This window comes from Paraglaciecola sp. QJM3NY_14 (assembly GCF_056173245.1).
Window position 1 is genome coordinate 1369080 of the sequence record NZ_CM149664.1, and the last position, 17054, is coordinate 1386133.

16 protein-coding genes are annotated in these 17054 nt (G+C 43.5%); 5 read left to right on the forward strand and 11 right to left on the reverse strand.

Annotated features, from left to right (window positions below):
* Positions 1–28 precede the first annotated feature (28 nt).
* Together AC0VYA_RS05785 and AC0VYA_RS05790 are read right to left on the reverse strand one after the other, a co-directional pair.
* Positions 29–784, reverse strand: a complete 756-nt coding sequence (locus AC0VYA_RS05785) for an ElyC/SanA/YdcF family protein (RefSeq protein ID WP_473479056.1) — start codon at positions 782–784, stop codon at positions 29–31.
* Positions 785–794: 10 nt separating this feature from the next.
* Positions 795–1811 (reverse strand): NAD-dependent epimerase, encoded by a 1017-nt coding sequence (locus AC0VYA_RS05790; protein WP_475490372.1) that lies wholly within the window; start codon positions 1809–1811, stop codon positions 795–797.
* A gap of 111 nt (positions 1812–1922) precedes the next feature.
* Here AC0VYA_RS05790 and AC0VYA_RS05795 point away from each other — a divergent pair, with 111 nt between their 5' ends.
* From AC0VYA_RS05795 to AC0VYA_RS05810, 4 genes are all read left to right on the forward strand, one after another.
* Complete coding sequence (locus tag AC0VYA_RS05795) at positions 1923–2705, forward strand: S1 family peptidase (protein WP_011574068.1); 783 nt, start codon at positions 1923–1925, stop codon at positions 2703–2705.
* Positions 2706–2848: 143 nt separating this feature from the next.
* On the forward strand, positions 2849–3391 hold the full coding sequence (locus tag AC0VYA_RS05800; RefSeq protein ID WP_011574069.1) for a hypothetical protein: 543 nt from the start codon (positions 2849–2851) through the stop codon (positions 3389–3391).
* Positions 3392–3665: 274 nt separating this feature from the next.
* A complete protein-coding gene (locus tag AC0VYA_RS05805; protein WP_475490373.1) occupies positions 3666–4577 on the forward strand; it encodes an HprK-related kinase A in 912 nt (303 codons plus the stop codon).
* Positions 4574–5710, forward strand: a complete 1137-nt coding sequence (locus tag AC0VYA_RS05810) for a nucleotidyltransferase family protein (RefSeq protein WP_475490374.1) — start codon at positions 4574–4576, stop codon at positions 5708–5710. Before AC0VYA_RS05805 ends, AC0VYA_RS05810 begins: the two co-directional genes overlap by 4 nt.
* A gap of 21 nt (positions 5711–5731) precedes the next feature.
* Here AC0VYA_RS05810 and AC0VYA_RS05815 read toward each other — a convergent pair whose 3' ends face one another.
* From AC0VYA_RS05815 to AC0VYA_RS05825, 3 genes are all read right to left on the reverse strand, one after another.
* The gene (locus AC0VYA_RS05815; protein ID WP_475490375.1) at positions 5732–7906 is read right to left on the reverse strand and encodes a malate synthase G; all 2175 of its coding nucleotides are present in this window, start codon (positions 7904–7906) and stop codon (positions 5732–5734) included.
* Positions 7907–8004: 98 nt separating this feature from the next.
* Positions 8005–8949, reverse strand: a complete 945-nt coding sequence (locus AC0VYA_RS05820) for a LysR family transcriptional regulator (protein ID WP_006991473.1) — start codon at positions 8947–8949, stop codon at positions 8005–8007.
* Between the two features lie 264 nt (positions 8950–9213).
* A complete protein-coding gene (locus AC0VYA_RS05825) occupies positions 9214–10815 on the reverse strand; it encodes an isocitrate lyase (RefSeq protein ID WP_473479075.1) in 1602 nt (533 codons plus the stop codon).
* Between the two features lie 434 nt (positions 10816–11249).
* On the opposite strand from AC0VYA_RS05825, the gene AC0VYA_RS05830 reads away from it, so the two are divergent.
* Positions 11250–12539: an alkaline phosphatase gene (locus AC0VYA_RS05830; protein WP_475490376.1), complete on the forward strand. Its 1290-nt coding sequence runs from the start codon at positions 11250–11252 to the stop codon at positions 12537–12539.
* A 168-nt stretch (positions 12540–12707) separates the two neighbouring features.
* Here the strand turns inward: AC0VYA_RS05830 and AC0VYA_RS05835 are convergent, their stop codons facing one another.
* The 6 genes from AC0VYA_RS05835 to AC0VYA_RS05860 all read right to left on the reverse strand — a co-directional run bounded on the left by AC0VYA_RS05835 (position 12708) and on the right by AC0VYA_RS05860 (position 17053).
* Entirely contained in the window at positions 12708–13406 is a 699-nt protein-coding gene (locus AC0VYA_RS05835; protein ID WP_006992073.1) for a VC0807 family protein, read from the reverse strand.
* Positions 13407–13521: 115 nt separating this feature from the next.
* Positions 13522–14100 (reverse strand): rhomboid family intramembrane serine protease, encoded by a 579-nt coding sequence (locus AC0VYA_RS05840; protein WP_475490377.1) that lies wholly within the window; start codon positions 14098–14100, stop codon positions 13522–13524.
* A gap of 67 nt (positions 14101–14167) precedes the next feature.
* Positions 14168–15331 carry a glutathionylspermidine synthase family protein gene (locus AC0VYA_RS05845; RefSeq protein WP_475490378.1) on the reverse strand — a complete coding sequence of 388 codons (1164 nt, stop codon included), beginning with the start codon at positions 15329–15331 and terminating at the stop codon, positions 14168–14170.
* Positions 15332–15339: 8 nt separating this feature from the next.
* Entirely contained in the window at positions 15340–15954 is a 615-nt protein-coding gene (locus tag AC0VYA_RS05850; RefSeq protein ID WP_006992076.1) for a DUF1190 family protein, read from the reverse strand.
* Between the two features lie 8 nt (positions 15955–15962).
* Positions 15963–16379 (reverse strand): DUF350 domain-containing protein, encoded by a 417-nt coding sequence (locus tag AC0VYA_RS05855; RefSeq protein ID WP_006992077.1) that lies wholly within the window; start codon positions 16377–16379, stop codon positions 15963–15965.
* A gap of 26 nt (positions 16380–16405) precedes the next feature.
* The gene (locus AC0VYA_RS05860; RefSeq protein ID WP_475490379.1) at positions 16406–17053 is read right to left on the reverse strand and encodes a YjfK family protein; all 648 of its coding nucleotides are present in this window, start codon (positions 17051–17053) and stop codon (positions 16406–16408) included.
* Position 17054 lies beyond the last annotated feature (1 nt).

Below are 17054 nucleotides of genomic sequence, written 5' to 3' on the forward strand. Positions count from 1 at the left end.
AGCGTCAATGCATTGTTTACTAGTTTTATCACTTAATGTAGCGCTGGTATATTAGACCTAAGTACTCGTGAATTGCTCGCTCGCTGCGATAAAGACTATACGCGTTGGGCAAGCCTATGGTGAATGAAACGTGTTTCCGACTGAGGTGCTCTACAGGTATCGGTAATACTGAGAGTCCGTGTAGTCTGAAATATTCCACTGCGCGAGGCAGGTGACTCGCCGAGCTTACTAATGCCATATGTTTGTTTTGCAAATATGGCGCCAATGCTTCTACTTCTGATTCTGTGTCATGCCCCATAGGAAAGGTATGAATGTCCTTTGGATTTACGCCTAAAGTGACCAAAAAGTCCTTGTTATATTGGGCTTGAGATTTTAAGTCCGTCTCATTTAGGATCCCAGCGGCTAAGTATATTGGCAGAGGTTTTTCGTTGTACATTAACGCAGCGTGTAAATTGCGCTGCATCGTGCACTGGGGCCATTTACTCACAAAAGGTAAGCCGTCATCATCGAAATGATTGCAGGCTAACACTACGATACCATCCGTCAGTTGCCATTCATTTGAAGAGAGTTTGATGGTCGGATATTGGTCTTCCAATGGCTTAATTAATAGAACACTGGGATAAACAAGACTACAAAAAAGTACCCATAAGATTGGGACGCATGACGCCCATTGGTAAATACGCCGACCTTGAAGTGGCAGGCGAGATAAGAGCTGCAAGATAACAAACAACAAAAGCCCATGAACTAACGGCGAGCTTAAACTGTTTGCTAATGACTGCAGCATTTACATTTCCTTATATTTTGTAGAAGCTTTTATACCAATCTACAAAATTGGTAATCCCTTCTTTTAATTGGGTTTTAGGTTGATAACCAACATCGTCAACAAGCGCTTGAACATTGGCGAAGGTATCTGGGACGTCTCCTGGTTGCATTGGCAGTAGTTCTTTTTCAGCCTCTTTACCTAATGCGCTTTCCAGAGTTGTAATAAAATCAAGTAGATTGACCGGGGTTTGTGCGCCAATGTTGTATACGCGCCACGGGGCTTTACTGGTACTTGGATCTGGTTTTTTGCCTTGCCAAGATGGGTTACCCGCTGCGTTATGATCCAAGGTGGATATAACACCGCTGACAATGTCGTCAATGTACGTAAAATCGCGTCTATGATTGCCAAAGTTGTATACCTGAATAGGATCGCCCTCAAGTATCGCCTTGGTGAACTTAAAGAGTGCCATGTCAGGTCGCCCCCATGGCCCATAAACGGTGAAAAATCGCAAGCCGGTGGTAGGCAAATCGTACAAGTGGCTATAAGTATGGGCCATCAATTCATTGGCTTTTTTGCTTGCCGCGTACAAAGATACAGGGTGGTCAACGTTGTCCGATACCGAGAAAGGCATCGATTCATTAGCGCCGTAAACAGAGCTCGATGAAGCATACACTAAATGCTTGACTGTATTGTGACGACACCCTTCCAAAATATTAGTAAAGCCAACAATATTGCTGTCGATATACGCATGGGGATTTTCAATGGAATAACGCACACCTGCTTGTGCAGCCAAATGTACAACTTTATCAAATTTTTGCTCACGAAACAGTGACTCCATTTCGTCTCGGCGAGCTATATCCATTTTTACGAAGTTAAAATTTTGCGCTTTTTCGTGAGCATCAAGTTCTGCCAAACGGCCATGCTTTAGATTAACATCGTAATAATCGTTTATATTGTCGATACCCACGACCTCGTCACCGCGTGATAACAACACCTGACAAACATGAAAACCGATAAATCCGGCAGCCCCTGTGACTAATACTTTCATTTCATTAATCCTAATATTTTGTGTATAACCCTAAGATATTAATCACGTTACGCTATTGTTGTGACAAAGTTTCTGTTCACACTAGCCCTACGAAATAGTAAGTAGCTTATTATGATAACGAAAAATTATATTTATAAAATCATTTGTGTGGTTTTTTCTTTGGTGTTTTTAACGACGTCAGTCAGCGCCTCGCAAAAAACAAACGTGGTTAAAAAAGTTAAACCCTCTGTGGTAGGGGTAGGATTGTATGATGCAATGTCTGCTGTTTCGCATCAGCTGCGGGGAAGTGGCTTTGTATTTGGTGATGGAACGCTCATTGCGACTAACTTCCACGTTGTATCAGAACCGCTTGATCCACAGATTGTCCAATATCATATTGTTTTTTCGGGGACGGGTCGACAACCTAAAATCCATAAAGCTGAAATTATCGCTAAGGACCCGGTGCACGATTTAGCAATACTGAAAATTCGTGACACACTGCCAGCTTTGCAGCTTGGCCCAGATGAGTATGTTGATGATGGTCAAGACATACTAATGACAGGATTCCCGATTGGGTCAATATTAGGATTATACCCGGCAACCCATAAAGGAATGATTGCAGCCCTCACCCCAGACGTGATCCCAAGTGCCAATGCGCGTAACTTAACCATGAAAATGCGCAATCGTTTAGAAAGTCCATTCATGATTTATCAACTGGATATGACTGCCTACCCTGGCAATAGTGGTAGCGCCATTTATGATGCCGAGACAGGCCGTGTGGTGGGGATCATTAACAAGGTATTTATTAAAGAAACCAAAGAAGCGGTTTTAGAAAAACCGAGTGGCATTAGCTATGCAATTCCTGTTAAATATTTAAGATTATTAAGCAAAAAGAAAGGGATTGCGGTAAACTGAATAATAGTTGATCGAATTGTGTCACGAAACTTTACAGTTTTTGATTTTAAGTTAAATATATCCAGTAAGATCAGTTGGTTGGGATTTGGCTTAAATTTTGCTTTATCTGCCTGATATGCGTTACTAATGGAGTATTAAGAACAATGAATGTCGTCGACAAAAAATCTGAGAATAGCCAAGGCGCTGTTTCTAACCGACGTAAGTTTCTGTTAAAAGGATCTGCGGCTGCACTCATAGTGAGCCTTCCATCGAAAGCAACGTGGGCTACAACGGCGAATGGTTGTACAGTATCGGGGAACTTGTCAGGAAACTTATCACAAGCATGCTCCACCACAACGATTGCTGGAGTATCCCCTGCTACTTGGTTAAAAGATGCTAATAATGACCAAAATTTAAAAGACTCGCTTAAAGCGGTCAAATGGGACACTGTTTTCAGTATCTCTACTACGGGTACATATACAAAGGGCGGTGGTGGAGTGGTGAGTCGTCCACATTTGTATCGTGTTTTATGGCAAGGTTCTGACATCGACAAAAGTTTAGTCGCTGGATACTTGAATGCTTATTATGGAAATTATCCGTTGTCGTCGGAAGTGACCCCTGAGATGTATGCTTCAATGCTTGAGGAAGAAGCGATGAATGACCAGGGTGCGCTTATGGATGCATTGAGTCAAACTTACACGCGATAATTGAACCTGTTGCAGCTAAGTTTGTACCAAGTAAATCCAAATATATTGATTTATAACGCCAGCGATTCGTCTGGCGTTTTTGTGTTTGTACCTATCACGGGTAATTCTTTGAGATTGAGTGGCCAATTTCAGGCTTTTTTTACTCAGTATCATTTTGGTGTTCCCTTCAATGAAGAGCAAATGTTCGCTCTATTTCCCGATTCTTCGTTGATTGATATTCAACAATCAATCAGGCACCTCGAATCCCAGTGCGTCATTCAGAAGGTTGAATCCGTTGAGGCTTAAGGATATTTCAGAAAATGAAGCCGCCGCGAGATTGATAAAGGGGGAAATCAATATCGATTTGGGCGTGGCAGCCTTTGGTGTTCAATCTTCATTGCCCGATGTGCAGCGTGTGTTTTATCAGCTATATGGTGACTATGAGTTACTTGATGACGCATCTCCTGCGGATTTTCGGGTTGCCGTGCAATCACCTAAATCCTTGAGGCGGTGGTATAAGCCGCAAATTCACTTTTTACTTGATGAGTTCGTGCCGTTTTTACCCTTGCCACGCTCGCAAGCTTATCCAGTGTTAGAGTGGGGTATGAACTGGTGTATGGCGTCTCATATGCACAGATATTTATTACTCCACGGTGCAGTGCTTGAAAAAGACGGCAAAGCGATAATTTTTCCGGCACCTCCGGGCTCAGGTAAGAGCACGTTAACAGCCTACTTGGCCCATACCGGGTGGCGTTTACTCTCAGACGAAATGACGGTTATTAATTTAGAAACAGGCCTAGTTCACCCCTTTGTTCGTCCGATTTGTTTAAAGAATAACTCAATAGATTTGGTGAGCTCCTGGTTCCCAGAGGTGACTATTTCAAATATTGCCAGAGATACCAATAAAGGTGACGTGGCTCATGTGAAACCTCCTATTGCAAGTATTGATAAAATCAAGCAAACAGCTCCGGTGATGGCTGTCGTACTACCCAAATACACATCTGATGTCACGTTAGATATCTACAGCTTAACCAAAGCTGACGCGTTTCAAGCTTTAACGGATAACGCGTTTAATGATTCAATATTAGGTGCTGATGGTTTTCTCGCACTGCAAAAGTTAGTCGAAAGTACGGACGCAGTGGAAATTCATTATAACGATTTAGCCGAAGTCTCAGCATTTCTGGACGAGGGACAGTTTGCACCGTGAATGCTATATCCAAGTATACTGACCATTTAGTCACACTGCTATCCGGTAACGTGCCAAAGGCAATCACACACACGGAGTGGGAGTTTCTTATACGGATCGCTCGTGAAGCATCTGTCTTACCAAGAGTTGCTTATGCGCTTGATAGTATCATCGAATTGGTTCCTGAGTACGCGCAGACACACCTTATCTCCGCTAAATATCATGCAAAATTACTCGCTCAGCAAGTGAAATTTGAGGCCAGCGAATTCAAGCGAATTTTACCTGTTGAGCTGCAAACCGAGCTTATTTATTTAAAAGGGGCGGCCTACACATTATCAGGATATAGTGCAGGTAGAGGGCGTGTTTTTTCTGATATTGATATGTTGGTATCAAAAGCTAATTTGCGTGAAGTCGAAGCACGTTTGAGCGTATATGCGTGGTTTACTCAGCCAACAGATGACTATGATGATATGTATTATCGTCAGTGGGCCCATGAAATTCCGCCTTTGAAGCATTCAGGGCGAGGCACAATATTAGATGTGCACCATAATTTAGTGCCGCTTATCAGTGGTAAAGCCCCAGATATAAATGATTTTACCGCTGGTGCTCACACCTTATCTTGTGGCGCGCGCGTCTTATCGCCAGGCGCAATGATATTGCACAGCGCTGTGCATTTGTTTTATCAAGAAGAATACCATCATGGCTTTCGTGACTTGTCAGATTTGCACTTGCTGTTTAGCGAATTTGGAACTGAGCAAGCATTTTGGGATGATCTATTTATTCTGGCGCAAAAAACGGGGTTTGGTTTAGAGCTCGCCCTCGCATTACGTTATGTAAATACGCTGTTCGATACCGTTATTCCACAAGCTGAATTGCATAAAAGCCAGCTTTGGCTACCACCTAAAATTACGCTAAAGATATTCGATTGGATGTACTGCAGAGTACTGCAGCCACATCATAGATTATGTAATGTGAGGGGGTTGGGCTTGGCCAACACGATGGCGTTGCTGAGAGGGCATTGGATAAAAATGCCAATGCATATTTTGCTCATGCATACGGCTGCCAAAGGTTACAGAAATATTTTGAAGTGGGTGGCTGGTAAAGGAGTGAATAAGCCAGGTAGCGCGAAGAACAACACGCCACCAGGCATTTAACGTCTGCGTTTGAAAGAGCCGCTACACAGTGGCCAGTTTATCTTTCATTTCCCTGCGCTTAGCATGCAAAACAGGTTCGGTGTAACCATTTGGTTGCTGCGTTCCTTGCAGTATTAACTCTTGAGCGGCTTGAAACGCAATTGATTTGATTGGGTCAGGCATCATAGGGATGTATTCCTTATCAGAACTATTTTGTGCATCGACTAATTGTGCCATGCGCAACATTGAGTCATTTATTTGTGCCTCGTTAATTAAGCCATGTAACAACCAGTTAGCGATATGCTGGCTGGATATGCGTAACGTTGCTCTGTCTTCCATTAGGCCCACGTTGTTGATGTCCGGTACTTTAGAGCAACCAATCCCTTGATGAACCCAGCGAACCACATAACCCAAAATCCCTTGAACGTTATTGTCTAGCTCATGCTGAATGTCTTGCTGGCTCAAACTGGAACGGTCAGCCAAGAGGGGCACGGTCAAGATATCATCTAACCCATCAAAATCACTGATTGCAATCGGATTTCGCAAACTAAACACATCAATCTGGTGATAATGTAAGGCGTGCAAGGTCGCAGCGGTTGGGGAGGGAACCCAAGCAGTGTTGGCGCCCGATTGAGGGTGATTGGTTTTACTTTGCATCATGTCAGCCATGTTATCTGGAATTGGCCACATACCTTTCCCAATTTGCGCTTTACCTGACATACCTGCGTCTACACCGATTTTCACGTTGGCTAACTCGTAGGCAGTCAACCAAGGCTGTTGCTTGATGTCAGCTTTTAACGCAAATGGCCCTAAATGCATTGAGGTATGGATTTCATCCCCGGTTCTATCTAAAAAGCCCGTATTAATGAATACCGCGCGCGCTTTTGCTGCATTGATACATGCTTTCAAATTCACACTTGTGCGACGTTCTTCGTCCATAATGCCCATTTTTAATGTGTTTTTAGGCAGTGCCAAAGCATCTTCTACTTGACTAAACAAAGTGTCAGCGAACGCCACTTCCTCTGAGCCATGCATTTTGGGTTTAACAATATAAATACTGCCCGCTTTACTGTTGCGATATTGGCCATTGCCTAGCAAGTCATGTTTGGCGATTAGGCTGGTGATAACCGCGTCCATTATCCCTTCGTAGATCGGCTTACCCTGAAACAAAATTGCGTCGTTCGTCATTAAATGGCCCACATTACGCACAAACATCATACTACGACCATTTAGCGAAAATGATTTGTCTGTAAGCGTCGTGTAATTTCTATCGGCACTTAAACGCCTGACGGAGGAGCCGCCTGGTTTACTTAGGCTCACTTCAAGCGTCCCTTTGATCAGTCCTAGCCAGTTCTGATACACCAAGGTTTTATCTTCAGCATCCACTGCGGCAACTGAGTCCTCACAATCCATAATGGTTGTCAGTGCTGATTCAACTAATATGTCTTTCATGCCACTGGGGTCGCTTTGCCCTATTTGATGAGTGCGGTCAAATTGCAGCTCTACGTGCAGGCCGTTATGTTGTAACAAAATGGCGCTAGGGTTGTTTTTATCGCCAACAAATCCAAGTAACTGGCTAGGGTGAGACAAGGTCGCTGTACTCCCATCGGCTAGTGTTACCACTAGCTGGCCCGAAGTAATATCGTAACCTTGACTGGTGGTATGAGAGCCATTGGTTAATGGTGCAATAACATCGAGCCACTTTCTTGCGTACTGTATAACCTTTTGCCCTCTTGCGGGATTGTATGCTTTTGTCCGCGTAGCGCCGTTATCTTCAGGGATAACATCTGTACCGTAGGCGGCATCGTATAAGCTCCCCCAACGGGCATTGGCAGCGTTAAGAGCGAAGCGCGCGTTATTGATAGGCACTACAAGTTGTGGGCCGGCCATGGTAGCCACCTCGTCGTCGACGTTATCGGTGGTAATAGAAAAATCTGCTGGTGGCGTCTCTAGATAGCCAATTTCTTGAAGGAAAGCTTTGTAGCTCGCAGGCTCTAAGGTCGGATGAGACTGGCAATACGCATCGATTTTTTGTTGTAGCAAGTCGCGCTTAGCCAGTAAGGCATCATTAACTGGCGTGAGCTGGGCTAGAATATTACTAAAACCAGCCCAAAATTCTGTGGGGGCGACTTCACTGCCAGGTAGAGCCTGCTCTTCGATAAAGGCAGCAAGCTGAGGCGCTACCTGTAATTGTTCACGTTGAATATATTGTTGCATGATCTACTCCGTTGATAAGGCTATGAACCCAGTCTACGAACTAATGTTTAGTTTGTTTAATTTATGGTTTCTATCTCAGCTATTTATTTTATGAATGACTATTGGGCAGACAAGGTTTCACCCACATCTGTTATTAAGCGACGTAACCAAATATGTCCAGCATCGTGGTGCAACAAAGCGCTCCAAGCCATTTTTAGGCCAATCGGTGGTATATCAAACGGTGGATCTAGGATCACAATATTTGGGTCGTTTTCATATAGCGCGGCTGCTTTACTAGGCAGTGTTGCCACTAAGTTCTGCACCTTGGCGAGTTGCAAAGCGACGTGATAATGGCGAGTAAACACTCTTATATCGCGCTTTTGGCCAATTTTAGTCAACTCGGCATCTACCCAACCTAATTTTTGCACTTCATTCGGATCTATTCCGACTCCGACACCAAAGCCGGTTTTACTTACCCAAATATGCTTACTGTCGATGTAATTTTGCAATGTAAAGTTATCTACTATGGGATTGTTACTGCTAACGACACAGGCAAAGCGATCGTACCAAACGACTTTTTGGTGAAACGACAAAGGTAACTCTTCAAAGCGGTTAATGGCCATATCCACTTTACCTTGCTCAACATCATGAAAGGTCACGTCGCTAGGGGTAATCATATCTAACGTTATGTTTGGTGCCACTTTGGCCAACTGGCGTATGACCTCAAGGAGCAACGTGGATTCAGCGTAATCGCTGGCCATGATCCTAAATGTACGCTTACTGGTTTCAGGTACAAAGTCTGTCTCTGGTTGAATCGAGGCCTCAAGTTTTGATAACACATCGCGTATAACGGGTTGCAGCTCCAGGGCACGCTTAGTCGGCGTCATCCCGTCACTGGTGCGCACTAGTAAGGGATCTTTAAAAAGATCTCGAAGGCGCTTTAAACCATTACTCATGGCGGGTTGGGTAATACTGAGTTGATTTGCTGCGCGGGTAACACTGCCTTCCCGTAGAAGGACGTCCAGATACACCAATAAATTGAGGTCTACTTTTGAAATATTCATAATATTAATGCACTTATTGTTTTTTATTGTATAACCAGATTGTACTCAGATGAGAAAAAGATGCTAGTGGGTGAGTGAAAAAATTTAAGCTTATGTATTAAAAGGATTATTTTATAAATTAACTGCGTGTGCTAGTTAATTGCGTAGAAAAAACAATATAAAAATTTGATGTTAAAGAAATAATCATTTTACAAATGAATGCTGTTTTACAGATAAAAAAATAGCAGGTTACCCTGCTATTTTTTATACTTTGGAGGTTAGACGTTACACTGCAACGTCGAACTGATTCATGGTGTTGTCTTTGCCTGACGCTTTAAGCGCTTGGTCACCAGAGAAATACTCTTTATGATCATCCCCTAGGTTAGAGCCTGCCATTGCTTGATGCTTAACACATGCTAACCCTTCACGTAACTCTTTACGTTGAACGCCTTTCACATAAGCCAACATGCCTTCTTCACCAAAGTAACCTTTCGCTAGGTTGTCAGTTGACAGTGCTGCGGTATGGTAAGTCGGTAACGTAATCAAATGATGGAAAATACCCGCTTCACGAGCCGCATCCGCTTGGAATGTACGCACTTTTTCATCTGCTTCTTGCGCCAGCTCAGAGGCATCATAACGTGCTGACATTAACTCATCACGGCTGTAGCCAGACACATCTTTACCTGCTTCAGACCAAGCATCGAAAACTTGCTGGCGGAAGTTTAGCGTCCAGTTGAATGAAGGTGAATTGTTATAAACTAATTTCGCATCAGGTACCTCTTTACGAATAGCACTTACCATTTCACCAATTTGCTGAACATGCGGTTTTTCAGTTTCAATCCACAATAAGTCAGCGCCATTTTGTAGCGATGTAACGCAGTCAAGTACTACACGGTCGAAGCCAGTGTCTGCTTTGAACTTGTACAAACCATTAGGCAAACGAACTGGTTTTACTAGCTTGCCGTCAAGTTTCAATACTGAATCTCCATCTTTTAAATCATCAACAGAATCAACTGCTGAGGTTTCTAAAAAGGCATTGTACTGGGCAGCCAAATCGTTAGGCGATTGAGACACTGGGATTTTTTGAGTCAGACCAGCACCTAAAGAATCGGTACGCGCAACAATCACCCCATCATCTACCCCTAGCTCAAGAAACGCGTAACGTACGGCATTGATTTTACATAGGAAGTCTTCATGAGGCACGGTTACTTTACCGTCTTGATGGCCACATTGCTTGGCATCAGATACTTGGTTTTCAATCTGAATACAGCATGCACCTGCTTCAATCATCTTCTTAGCAAGTAAGTACGTTGCTTCTTCATTACCAAAGCCTGCATCAATATCAGCAATAATTGGAACAACATGGGTTTGGTAGTTATCGATTTTAGCTTGAATTTCTTTGGTATCTTGGCCAGCTTCTTTGGCACTATCAAGTGCGCTGAACAACTCACCAAGCTCTTTTGCATCGGCTTGACGCAAGAAGGTGTAAAGCTCTTCGATTAACGCAGGCACTGACGTTTTTTCGTGCATTGATTGGTCAGGCAAAGGACCAAACTCAGAGCGTAGAGCAGCTACCATCCAACCAGATAAGTACAAGTAGCGTTTATCTGTCGTGCCATGGTGCTTTTTAATTGCCAACATTTTTTGTTGACCGATAAAGCCATGCCAGCAACCTAGAGACTGAGTATAAGAGCTTGAGTCCTTATCATAATCAGCCATATCTTTACGCATGATACCCGCAGTGTATTTCGCAATGTCTAAGCCCGTTTTGAAGCGATTTTGTGCTTTCATACGTGCAACATACTCTGGGTTGATAGCACTCCACGTTTGGCTATTTTCGCCAGTTAGGGTTTGGGCAGCTTGAATGTCATTTGTGTAGTTAGACATGACGATGTTCCTTATGTTTGTAGGTAAAATTTGATTAGCAGGTTGTAAACTGAATGTTGCTGCTAACCGATGACCAAATCCTACTAACAGAATTCAAATAACGAAAGGAAATGATATTGATTTTCAGTATTTATCTTGTGAATAATTATTGGCTTGCTTTAAATATCAAGGCGAAGAGAATAAATAAGCCCAGTGAAACAGAATGAATTTGGCTTTTTAACGTCGTAATAAGAATGTAGATCCCAGCAACGTTTGTCTCGTTTTGTCCATATGGACGGTTTTCCCACATCGTGATGTCCCTAAAAATTACAATTCAAATATTTTGCGACAAAAAACGCTAATGTTTTTTTTAAATATCGAACCCAATACTACGCCTTGTCGTAAAAGGCTGCGTATAATCAAGGGTTTAAATATTAAGCAAATATAGGATTGAGATGAAGTTTGTGAGTACCGTTTTGCTATCAGCCCTGTGTATGGGAGCTGTAGCGCAAGAGCCTAAGAATGTAATTATGGTCGTTGGTGATGGAATGGGGCCAGCGTATACCACCGCATATCGTTACTTCGCAGATAACAAAAATACGTCAGTAGTCGAGCAAACCGTTTTTGATCGCATGCTGGTAGGCATGGCCAGCACGTACCCAGCGCAAGTCTCTGGTTATGTCACCGACTCGGCGGCAGGTGCAACGGCTTTGGCCACCGGCGTAAAATCTTATAATGGCGCGATTGCTGTGGATGTAGACAAAAAACCTGTTCTCACGGTACTTGAGTGGGCTAAAGAGCATGGATTTAAAACAGGTGTCGCTGTTACCTCACAAATTAACCACGCGACTCCTGCAGGATATTCAGCACATAACGAGAGTAGGAAGAATTACAACGAGATAGCTGACAGTTACTTTGATGACAAAGTGGATAACCGTTTTGTACTTGATGTCATGCTCGGAGGTGGTTGGAATTACTTCATTCGTGATGATCGCAATTTAGTAGCAGAGTTCAAGGGGGCTGGTTATCAATACGTTGATAAGATAACCGACTTGAGTACGACGGATAAAAATAAACCATTGTTAGGTTTATTTGCAGAGCAAGGCTTAAATTGGGCGTTAGATATGCCGGCGAAACAACGCTTGCAAACGCTCACTCAAACCGCTGTTAAACACCTTGAAAACGACAAAGGCTTCTTTTTGCTCGTTGAGGCCAGCCAAATTGATTGGGCCGGCCACTCCAATGATGTCGGCGCAGCGATGACAGAGATGCAAGACTTAGCGCAAACTATGACGTGGCTAGAGCAATACGTTAGTCAGCACCCTGATACATTAGTCGTGTTAACCGCAGACCACAGTACAGGTGGTTTCACCATTGGTGCTAACAAAATTTATCGTTGGGAGCCGCAATGGCTCGATAACCTTAAAGCATCGCCGTACGCTATTGCTAAACAATTGATGACAGCTAATAATAAAAGCGCGTTAGCGGCTGAGCTTCTTGGCTTTTCTCTAAATGAAGAGGAAAAGTCCATGCTCGAGGCAATAGATACCCAAGATGACGAAATAGCGTATCAAACAGTGAAAACCTTATTAGACGTACGTACCAATACGGGGTGGACAACGGGTGGGCACACTGGTGTTGACGTGCCGGTATATGCAATAGGGCCTGGTAGCGAAAAATTCCGTGGTTTGTTAAACAACACGCAGGTCGCAGATAATATTTTCACCTTGCTTGGCCGAGAATAACTAAGCTAGTCGGCTAATTATTGAGTGAGCAGGTCGTCAATGTTCACGATTAAGTTTTTAAGCAGCCAATAAAAAAACGCTGATAGATTGCTCTATCAGCGTTTTTTGGTTTTCAATAGTTCTACGCTAACAGTATCGTTAGTTATTGCTGGTTATCACTGTTGGCTGTTACTGCTGGGCAAGGAAATTCTCTAAATCTTCACCCGTTAATTTCTTAATTTGAGCGAATAGGTACCACAAGGCGCCCATTAACATGATCATGCTCGGTATCACTATCACTGGGTAGCTCAGTGCGGTCATGCGACCAAGCTCTTCTGTATATTCGGTCGTCCCTGGGGGGCTTACCAGAATCACTTTGGCCAAAACGTAATTTAAAACTGAAGATAAAAAGAATGAACCGGCTACAATATAAGAGCTGATCGCCATCTTGCCTTCAAAGTCATTGGTGGTACCTTTTGCTTCTAATGCTCGGCTCAAACTGTCCCAGTTGACAATTTGCTCGTTGAGCACAAGTACCTTTAGTAATGGCTTGGTAGTGCGCTGGGTAATTAACACGGCAATGCCAATTACAGCCGGAATAGCCGCTTCTTTTATAGCAATATACTCAGCAGGAAGTTCCAACAGACTAATGCCACCGGTTAATATAACGCTGACAATCCCCAATATTGAAAAGGCATTTACCTTGCCCGACTCTTTAAGATCCCACAACCCATAACCGATAGGGAATATCAGTGCGGCAACAATACTCCATGCTGGGCCTAGGTATTCATCAGAGCTTAAATTGCTCATGATCACCACAGGGATAATGATGTTAAATGCTAGATTTCCGAAAAATCCATTTTGTTTTTTGGGGGCTTGATTACTCATTTGGGCCTTGGTTTGTATTTAGATAACGACAGCATTATAGGGAAGTTGCACTTCACGCTCTAGCACTACCTTAGGTTAATTTGATGATAAAGCCTGATTGCGAGAATTAGGCTTATTAGTGCACATGTTTGGCCCACAATCTCGCAGCAATCAAGCCAGAGATAAAGCCGAACAAATGGCCTTCCCAAGATACAAAGGTTCTTGCAGGCAATACGCCGAATATTAAGCCGCCATAAAAAAAGGCCACTAACAAGGAAATAATAATGAGCTTAAACTTTCGGCTTAAAAACCCTGCTAATAAAAGAAAGCCAAAATAACTGTATATCACGCTGCTCGCACCGATATGACTGGCTGAGCGGCCAAATAACCACACCAACAACCCTGTTAGGACAATACAAAAGAACGTGACACCAAAAAAACGCTTATTACCGTATTGCAGCATTAGAAAGCTCAACACACACAACGGAATAATATTCGACAGGTAATGGCTCACACTACCGTGTAAAAAAGGACCGGTTAAGACGCCAACAAGCCCAGGAATGTAACGTGGAATATTGCCAAAGTGATTTAACATGCGCCCAGTGAGAAGATTAAAGATCTCTATGGCGGTGATCACAATGAAGATAATGCCTACCGTTTTTAACTGCTGGCTTAAGCGAGAAGGATTGCGCGAAGTGAGTGTTTTGCTATTCATAAAACTGTGTTAGGTAAGTCATATCGATATTTTGACGTAAAAGGCTGGAGAATGAGATGTCAAATTGTCACAAAATAATATGCGGTAAATAACGTGACATATCTTGGGTGATAAGAGAGGTGTCTTCCCGTACCGAAATGCCTGCAGGCTGATCATCCACCAACCACGAGCCAATCAAGGTGTGATTTTCTCCGAACTTTGGTAATGGCGAATAGGCTTGATAAATAAACCCTTCTTCACCATAGGGGCCTTGTGCTTCGAGCACCGTCTTGCCGTTTTCAATTACACTGATGTTCGCGCCTTCACGGGAAAATATTGGCTTCTTAACCAATTTAGTCTCGTTAGCAAGTTGCAGTTCATCTTCAAAATAAGATGCCAGTAAGTTGGGATGACCGGGAAACATTTTCCACAACATGGGCATCAACGCTTTATTCGACAATATTGATTTCCATAGGGGCTCAATCCAATGGCTTCCAGAAGGCTGAATATGTTGAGCGAACGCTTCTCGCTGCATAAATTCCCAAGGGTAGAGCTTAAACAAGGTTTCAATGATTTGATCGTCGTGATCGGTAAACGCACCGCTGTCACTCAAACCAATGTCTTCCATATAAACGAAGTAGTCAGCGATCCCTGCTTCGCGCGCACAATCTTGTAGATACTGCACCGTACCTCTGTCTTCGTCAGTATCTTTGCAGCAAGCGAAATGCATGAAGTCTAATTGATAGTGGTTAGCGATGTAGCCTAATCGAGCAACAAGCTTCTCTTGTAGTGAGTTAAACTGGTCGGCTTTTTTATGCACTAGCCCTTTATTGACTTGTTCTTCAAGCCATAACCATTGCCAAAATCCACTTTCATACAGTGATGTTGGCGTGTCTGCGTTATTTTCGTAAAGCTTAGCAGGGCCGCTGCCATCATAGCTAAAATCCAAACGTGAATATAAACTTGGGTCTCGGTTTTTCCATGAATCGGCAATGGGCTGCCAAAACCCCTGTGGGATCTGAAAACGTTCAAGCAAAGCCTCGTCATTAACGGCGCGCTCGACCACCGCCAGACACATCTGATGAATATCGGCAGTTGGCTGCTCTATATCATTTTCAATTTGGTTTAGGGTAAATTGATAGTACGCTGACTCATCCCAATAGGGTTCGCCATGCATAGTATGAAACTTAAAACCAAAATCAGCGGCTTTACGCTGCCAATTTGCCCGTTGCTGAATAGGAATGCGAAACATACGAAAGGTTAGCCGCCCCAACCACTGGACTTTCTGCTCGAGCCACCCCAATTTGATTTTGCGCGCACGCTACTGCCAAACCCGCCTCGGCTCATGGTTTTGGTCACACTCGGTTTTGACTTAAACGCATCTTTGCTGACGTTCATATTACGGCGGCGATAATCACCATAGTCACTGCCATCTGCACCCATCCAACGTTGGCGATACGAAGAGTAAGGGGAGTATGAGGTAAACATGGGCTGAGTATTATAGCCTCGCGGTGACAATAGGTTGCTCAACATGTAACCGGCCATAAAAGGCATAAAGAACGAGCCACTTTCGGTGCGGGTATAATTACACTGATTGGCCCCAAATTCCTCTTCACATATTTGCCGTGACGCATATTTAGGGCCTGTGCGCTGAGCTTCATCTAGCGCATCTTGATAAGCCGTTTTACATAGCTCTTCTTGCCCAGGGTTTTGATTTGTACAGTCGTCTACTGAGGTATAAACCGTGGCTTTTTCCGTTTCTTCACCACAACCACTAAGCATGACTGCTGCAATACCCAAGGCTAAAGGCTTAACCGAAAAACCTTTACGCATGCTCTTTAGGTTGATATTTGATGAGCGTTTACGCTGAGTCATATGTCCTCCTAGTAGGTCATGCAAGCGGCATTGAGCAAACCAACCGCAACAGAAATAGCGCCAAGAATGGTACCTGCAGAAATTTCGTTATTAATAATGCGCTCGGCAATTTTTGGCATAAAAGTGAACCGCAAAAGTAAGAATGCGACGACTTGCGCAATAATTGCCACAACACCCCACACGATAAAGTCGACCAATGACGCTGAGTTTGCAACCGCACTTGATAACGCCAGGGCAAAACCGATGATCGCGCCACCAAAGCCAATCGCTGCGGCCAGATTTTTCTCTTGTTTAACTAATTTCCATTCATCATGAGGGGTCACGAACGCATAGACAATTTTGAAGATAAATAGCAATACAATTGATACCGCAAAATAAGCGGCAAAATGACCTAGGCCGGCAATTGAGTTAAGTATTGTTTCCATCGTTTTTCCTTTCGTTAAATGGGATGTTAGCCGTTTATCGTGATGTCGGCTTGTTCAATATTAAAACCACTGCTGATAACCAAGCAGCGATCGAAGTTCTGACCAACTAATTTCTCTTCACCGCTGACGAGCAAGGCCTCTATGTTGCTATCGTCTAATTCGCGCTCGTACAGCATCACGAATTGGTCGGTTTCACTCACGTCACCGTCTTCTTCATAGGTTTTTTCGGTCATAGCGACAGCGGGTGACACATCACCGACAGCGTCCCATACGCGCTGATAGCTATTGCCTTCTAGTGAATATTGGGCTTGGGAGATGTCATTTTTAAGCAATTGCTGCCATTGAGTGTCGGTGCCAACGGTTTTGGTTTCATAGAAATACCATAACTTGACATCAGTAATGTGATTTTCTGTCACTCCGCCGTCCAAAACAACTTGTAAAAACGCATCGTCATCGGTGTAAAAGCGCAGAATTTTGCCACCTGAATCTAAATCGACTTCACCAACCGCCTGAATAATATGTGAGCTGGCAGCAGACTCAATGATAAGGCTCGGCTCTATCAGTTTGAGTTTTAGTGGATCAATTTGAAATGAACCACCCAAGTAAAGGCCCATAACCTCAGGGGCTTTTGGGGTTTTCGACGTGTCTTTTTTACCAAATAATTTACTGAACATG

Bases quoted from the DNA above. Each gene is read 5' to 3' on its own strand.
- AC0VYA_RS05835 (WP_006992073.1), bottom strand. From the start codon at position 13,406: ATGAGTAATCAAGCCCCCAAAAAACAAAATGGATTTTTCGGAAATCTA.
- AC0VYA_RS05850 (WP_006992076.1), bottom strand. From the start codon at position 15,954: ATGACTCAGCGTAAACGCTCATCAAATATCAACCTAAAGAGCATGCGT.
- AC0VYA_RS05820 (WP_006991473.1), bottom strand. From the start codon at position 8,949: ATGAATATTTCAAAAGTAGACCTCAATTTATTGGTGTATCTGGACGTC.
- AC0VYA_RS05800 (WP_011574069.1), top strand. From the start codon at position 2,849: ATGAATGTCGTCGACAAAAAATCTGAGAATAGCCAAGGCGCTGTTTCT.
- AC0VYA_RS05785 (WP_473479056.1), bottom strand. From the start codon at position 784: ATGCTGCAGTCATTAGCAAACAGTTTAAGCTCGCCGTTAGTTCATGGG.
- AC0VYA_RS05840 (WP_475490377.1), bottom strand. From the start codon at position 14,100: ATGAATAGCAAAACACTCACTTCGCGCAATCCTTCTCGCTTAAGCCAG.
- AC0VYA_RS05855 (WP_006992077.1), bottom strand. From the start codon at position 16,379: ATGGAAACAATACTTAACTCAATTGCCGGCCTAGGTCATTTTGCCGCT.
- AC0VYA_RS05825 (WP_473479075.1), bottom strand. From the start codon at position 10,815: ATGTCTAACTACACAAATGACATTCAAGCTGCCCAAACCCTAACTGGC.
- AC0VYA_RS05860 (WP_475490379.1), bottom strand. From the start codon at position 17,053: ATGTTCAGTAAATTATTTGGTAAAAAAGACACGTCGAAAACCCCAAAA.
- AC0VYA_RS05830 (WP_475490376.1), top strand. From the start codon at position 11,250: ATGAAGTTTGTGAGTACCGTTTTGCTATCAGCCCTGTGTATGGGAGCT.
- AC0VYA_RS05845 (WP_475490378.1), bottom strand. From the start codon at position 15,331: ATGTTTCGCATTCCTATTCAGCAACGGGCAAATTGGCAGCGTAAAGCC.
- AC0VYA_RS05795 (WP_011574068.1), top strand. From the start codon at position 1,923: ATGATAACGAAAAATTATATTTATAAAATCATTTGTGTGGTTTTTTCT.
- AC0VYA_RS05790 (WP_475490372.1), bottom strand. From the start codon at position 1,811: ATGAAAGTATTAGTCACAGGGGCTGCCGGATTTATCGGTTTTCATGTT.
- AC0VYA_RS05815 (WP_475490375.1), bottom strand. From the start codon at position 7,906: ATGCAACAATATATTCAACGTGAACAATTACAGGTAGCGCCTCAGCTT.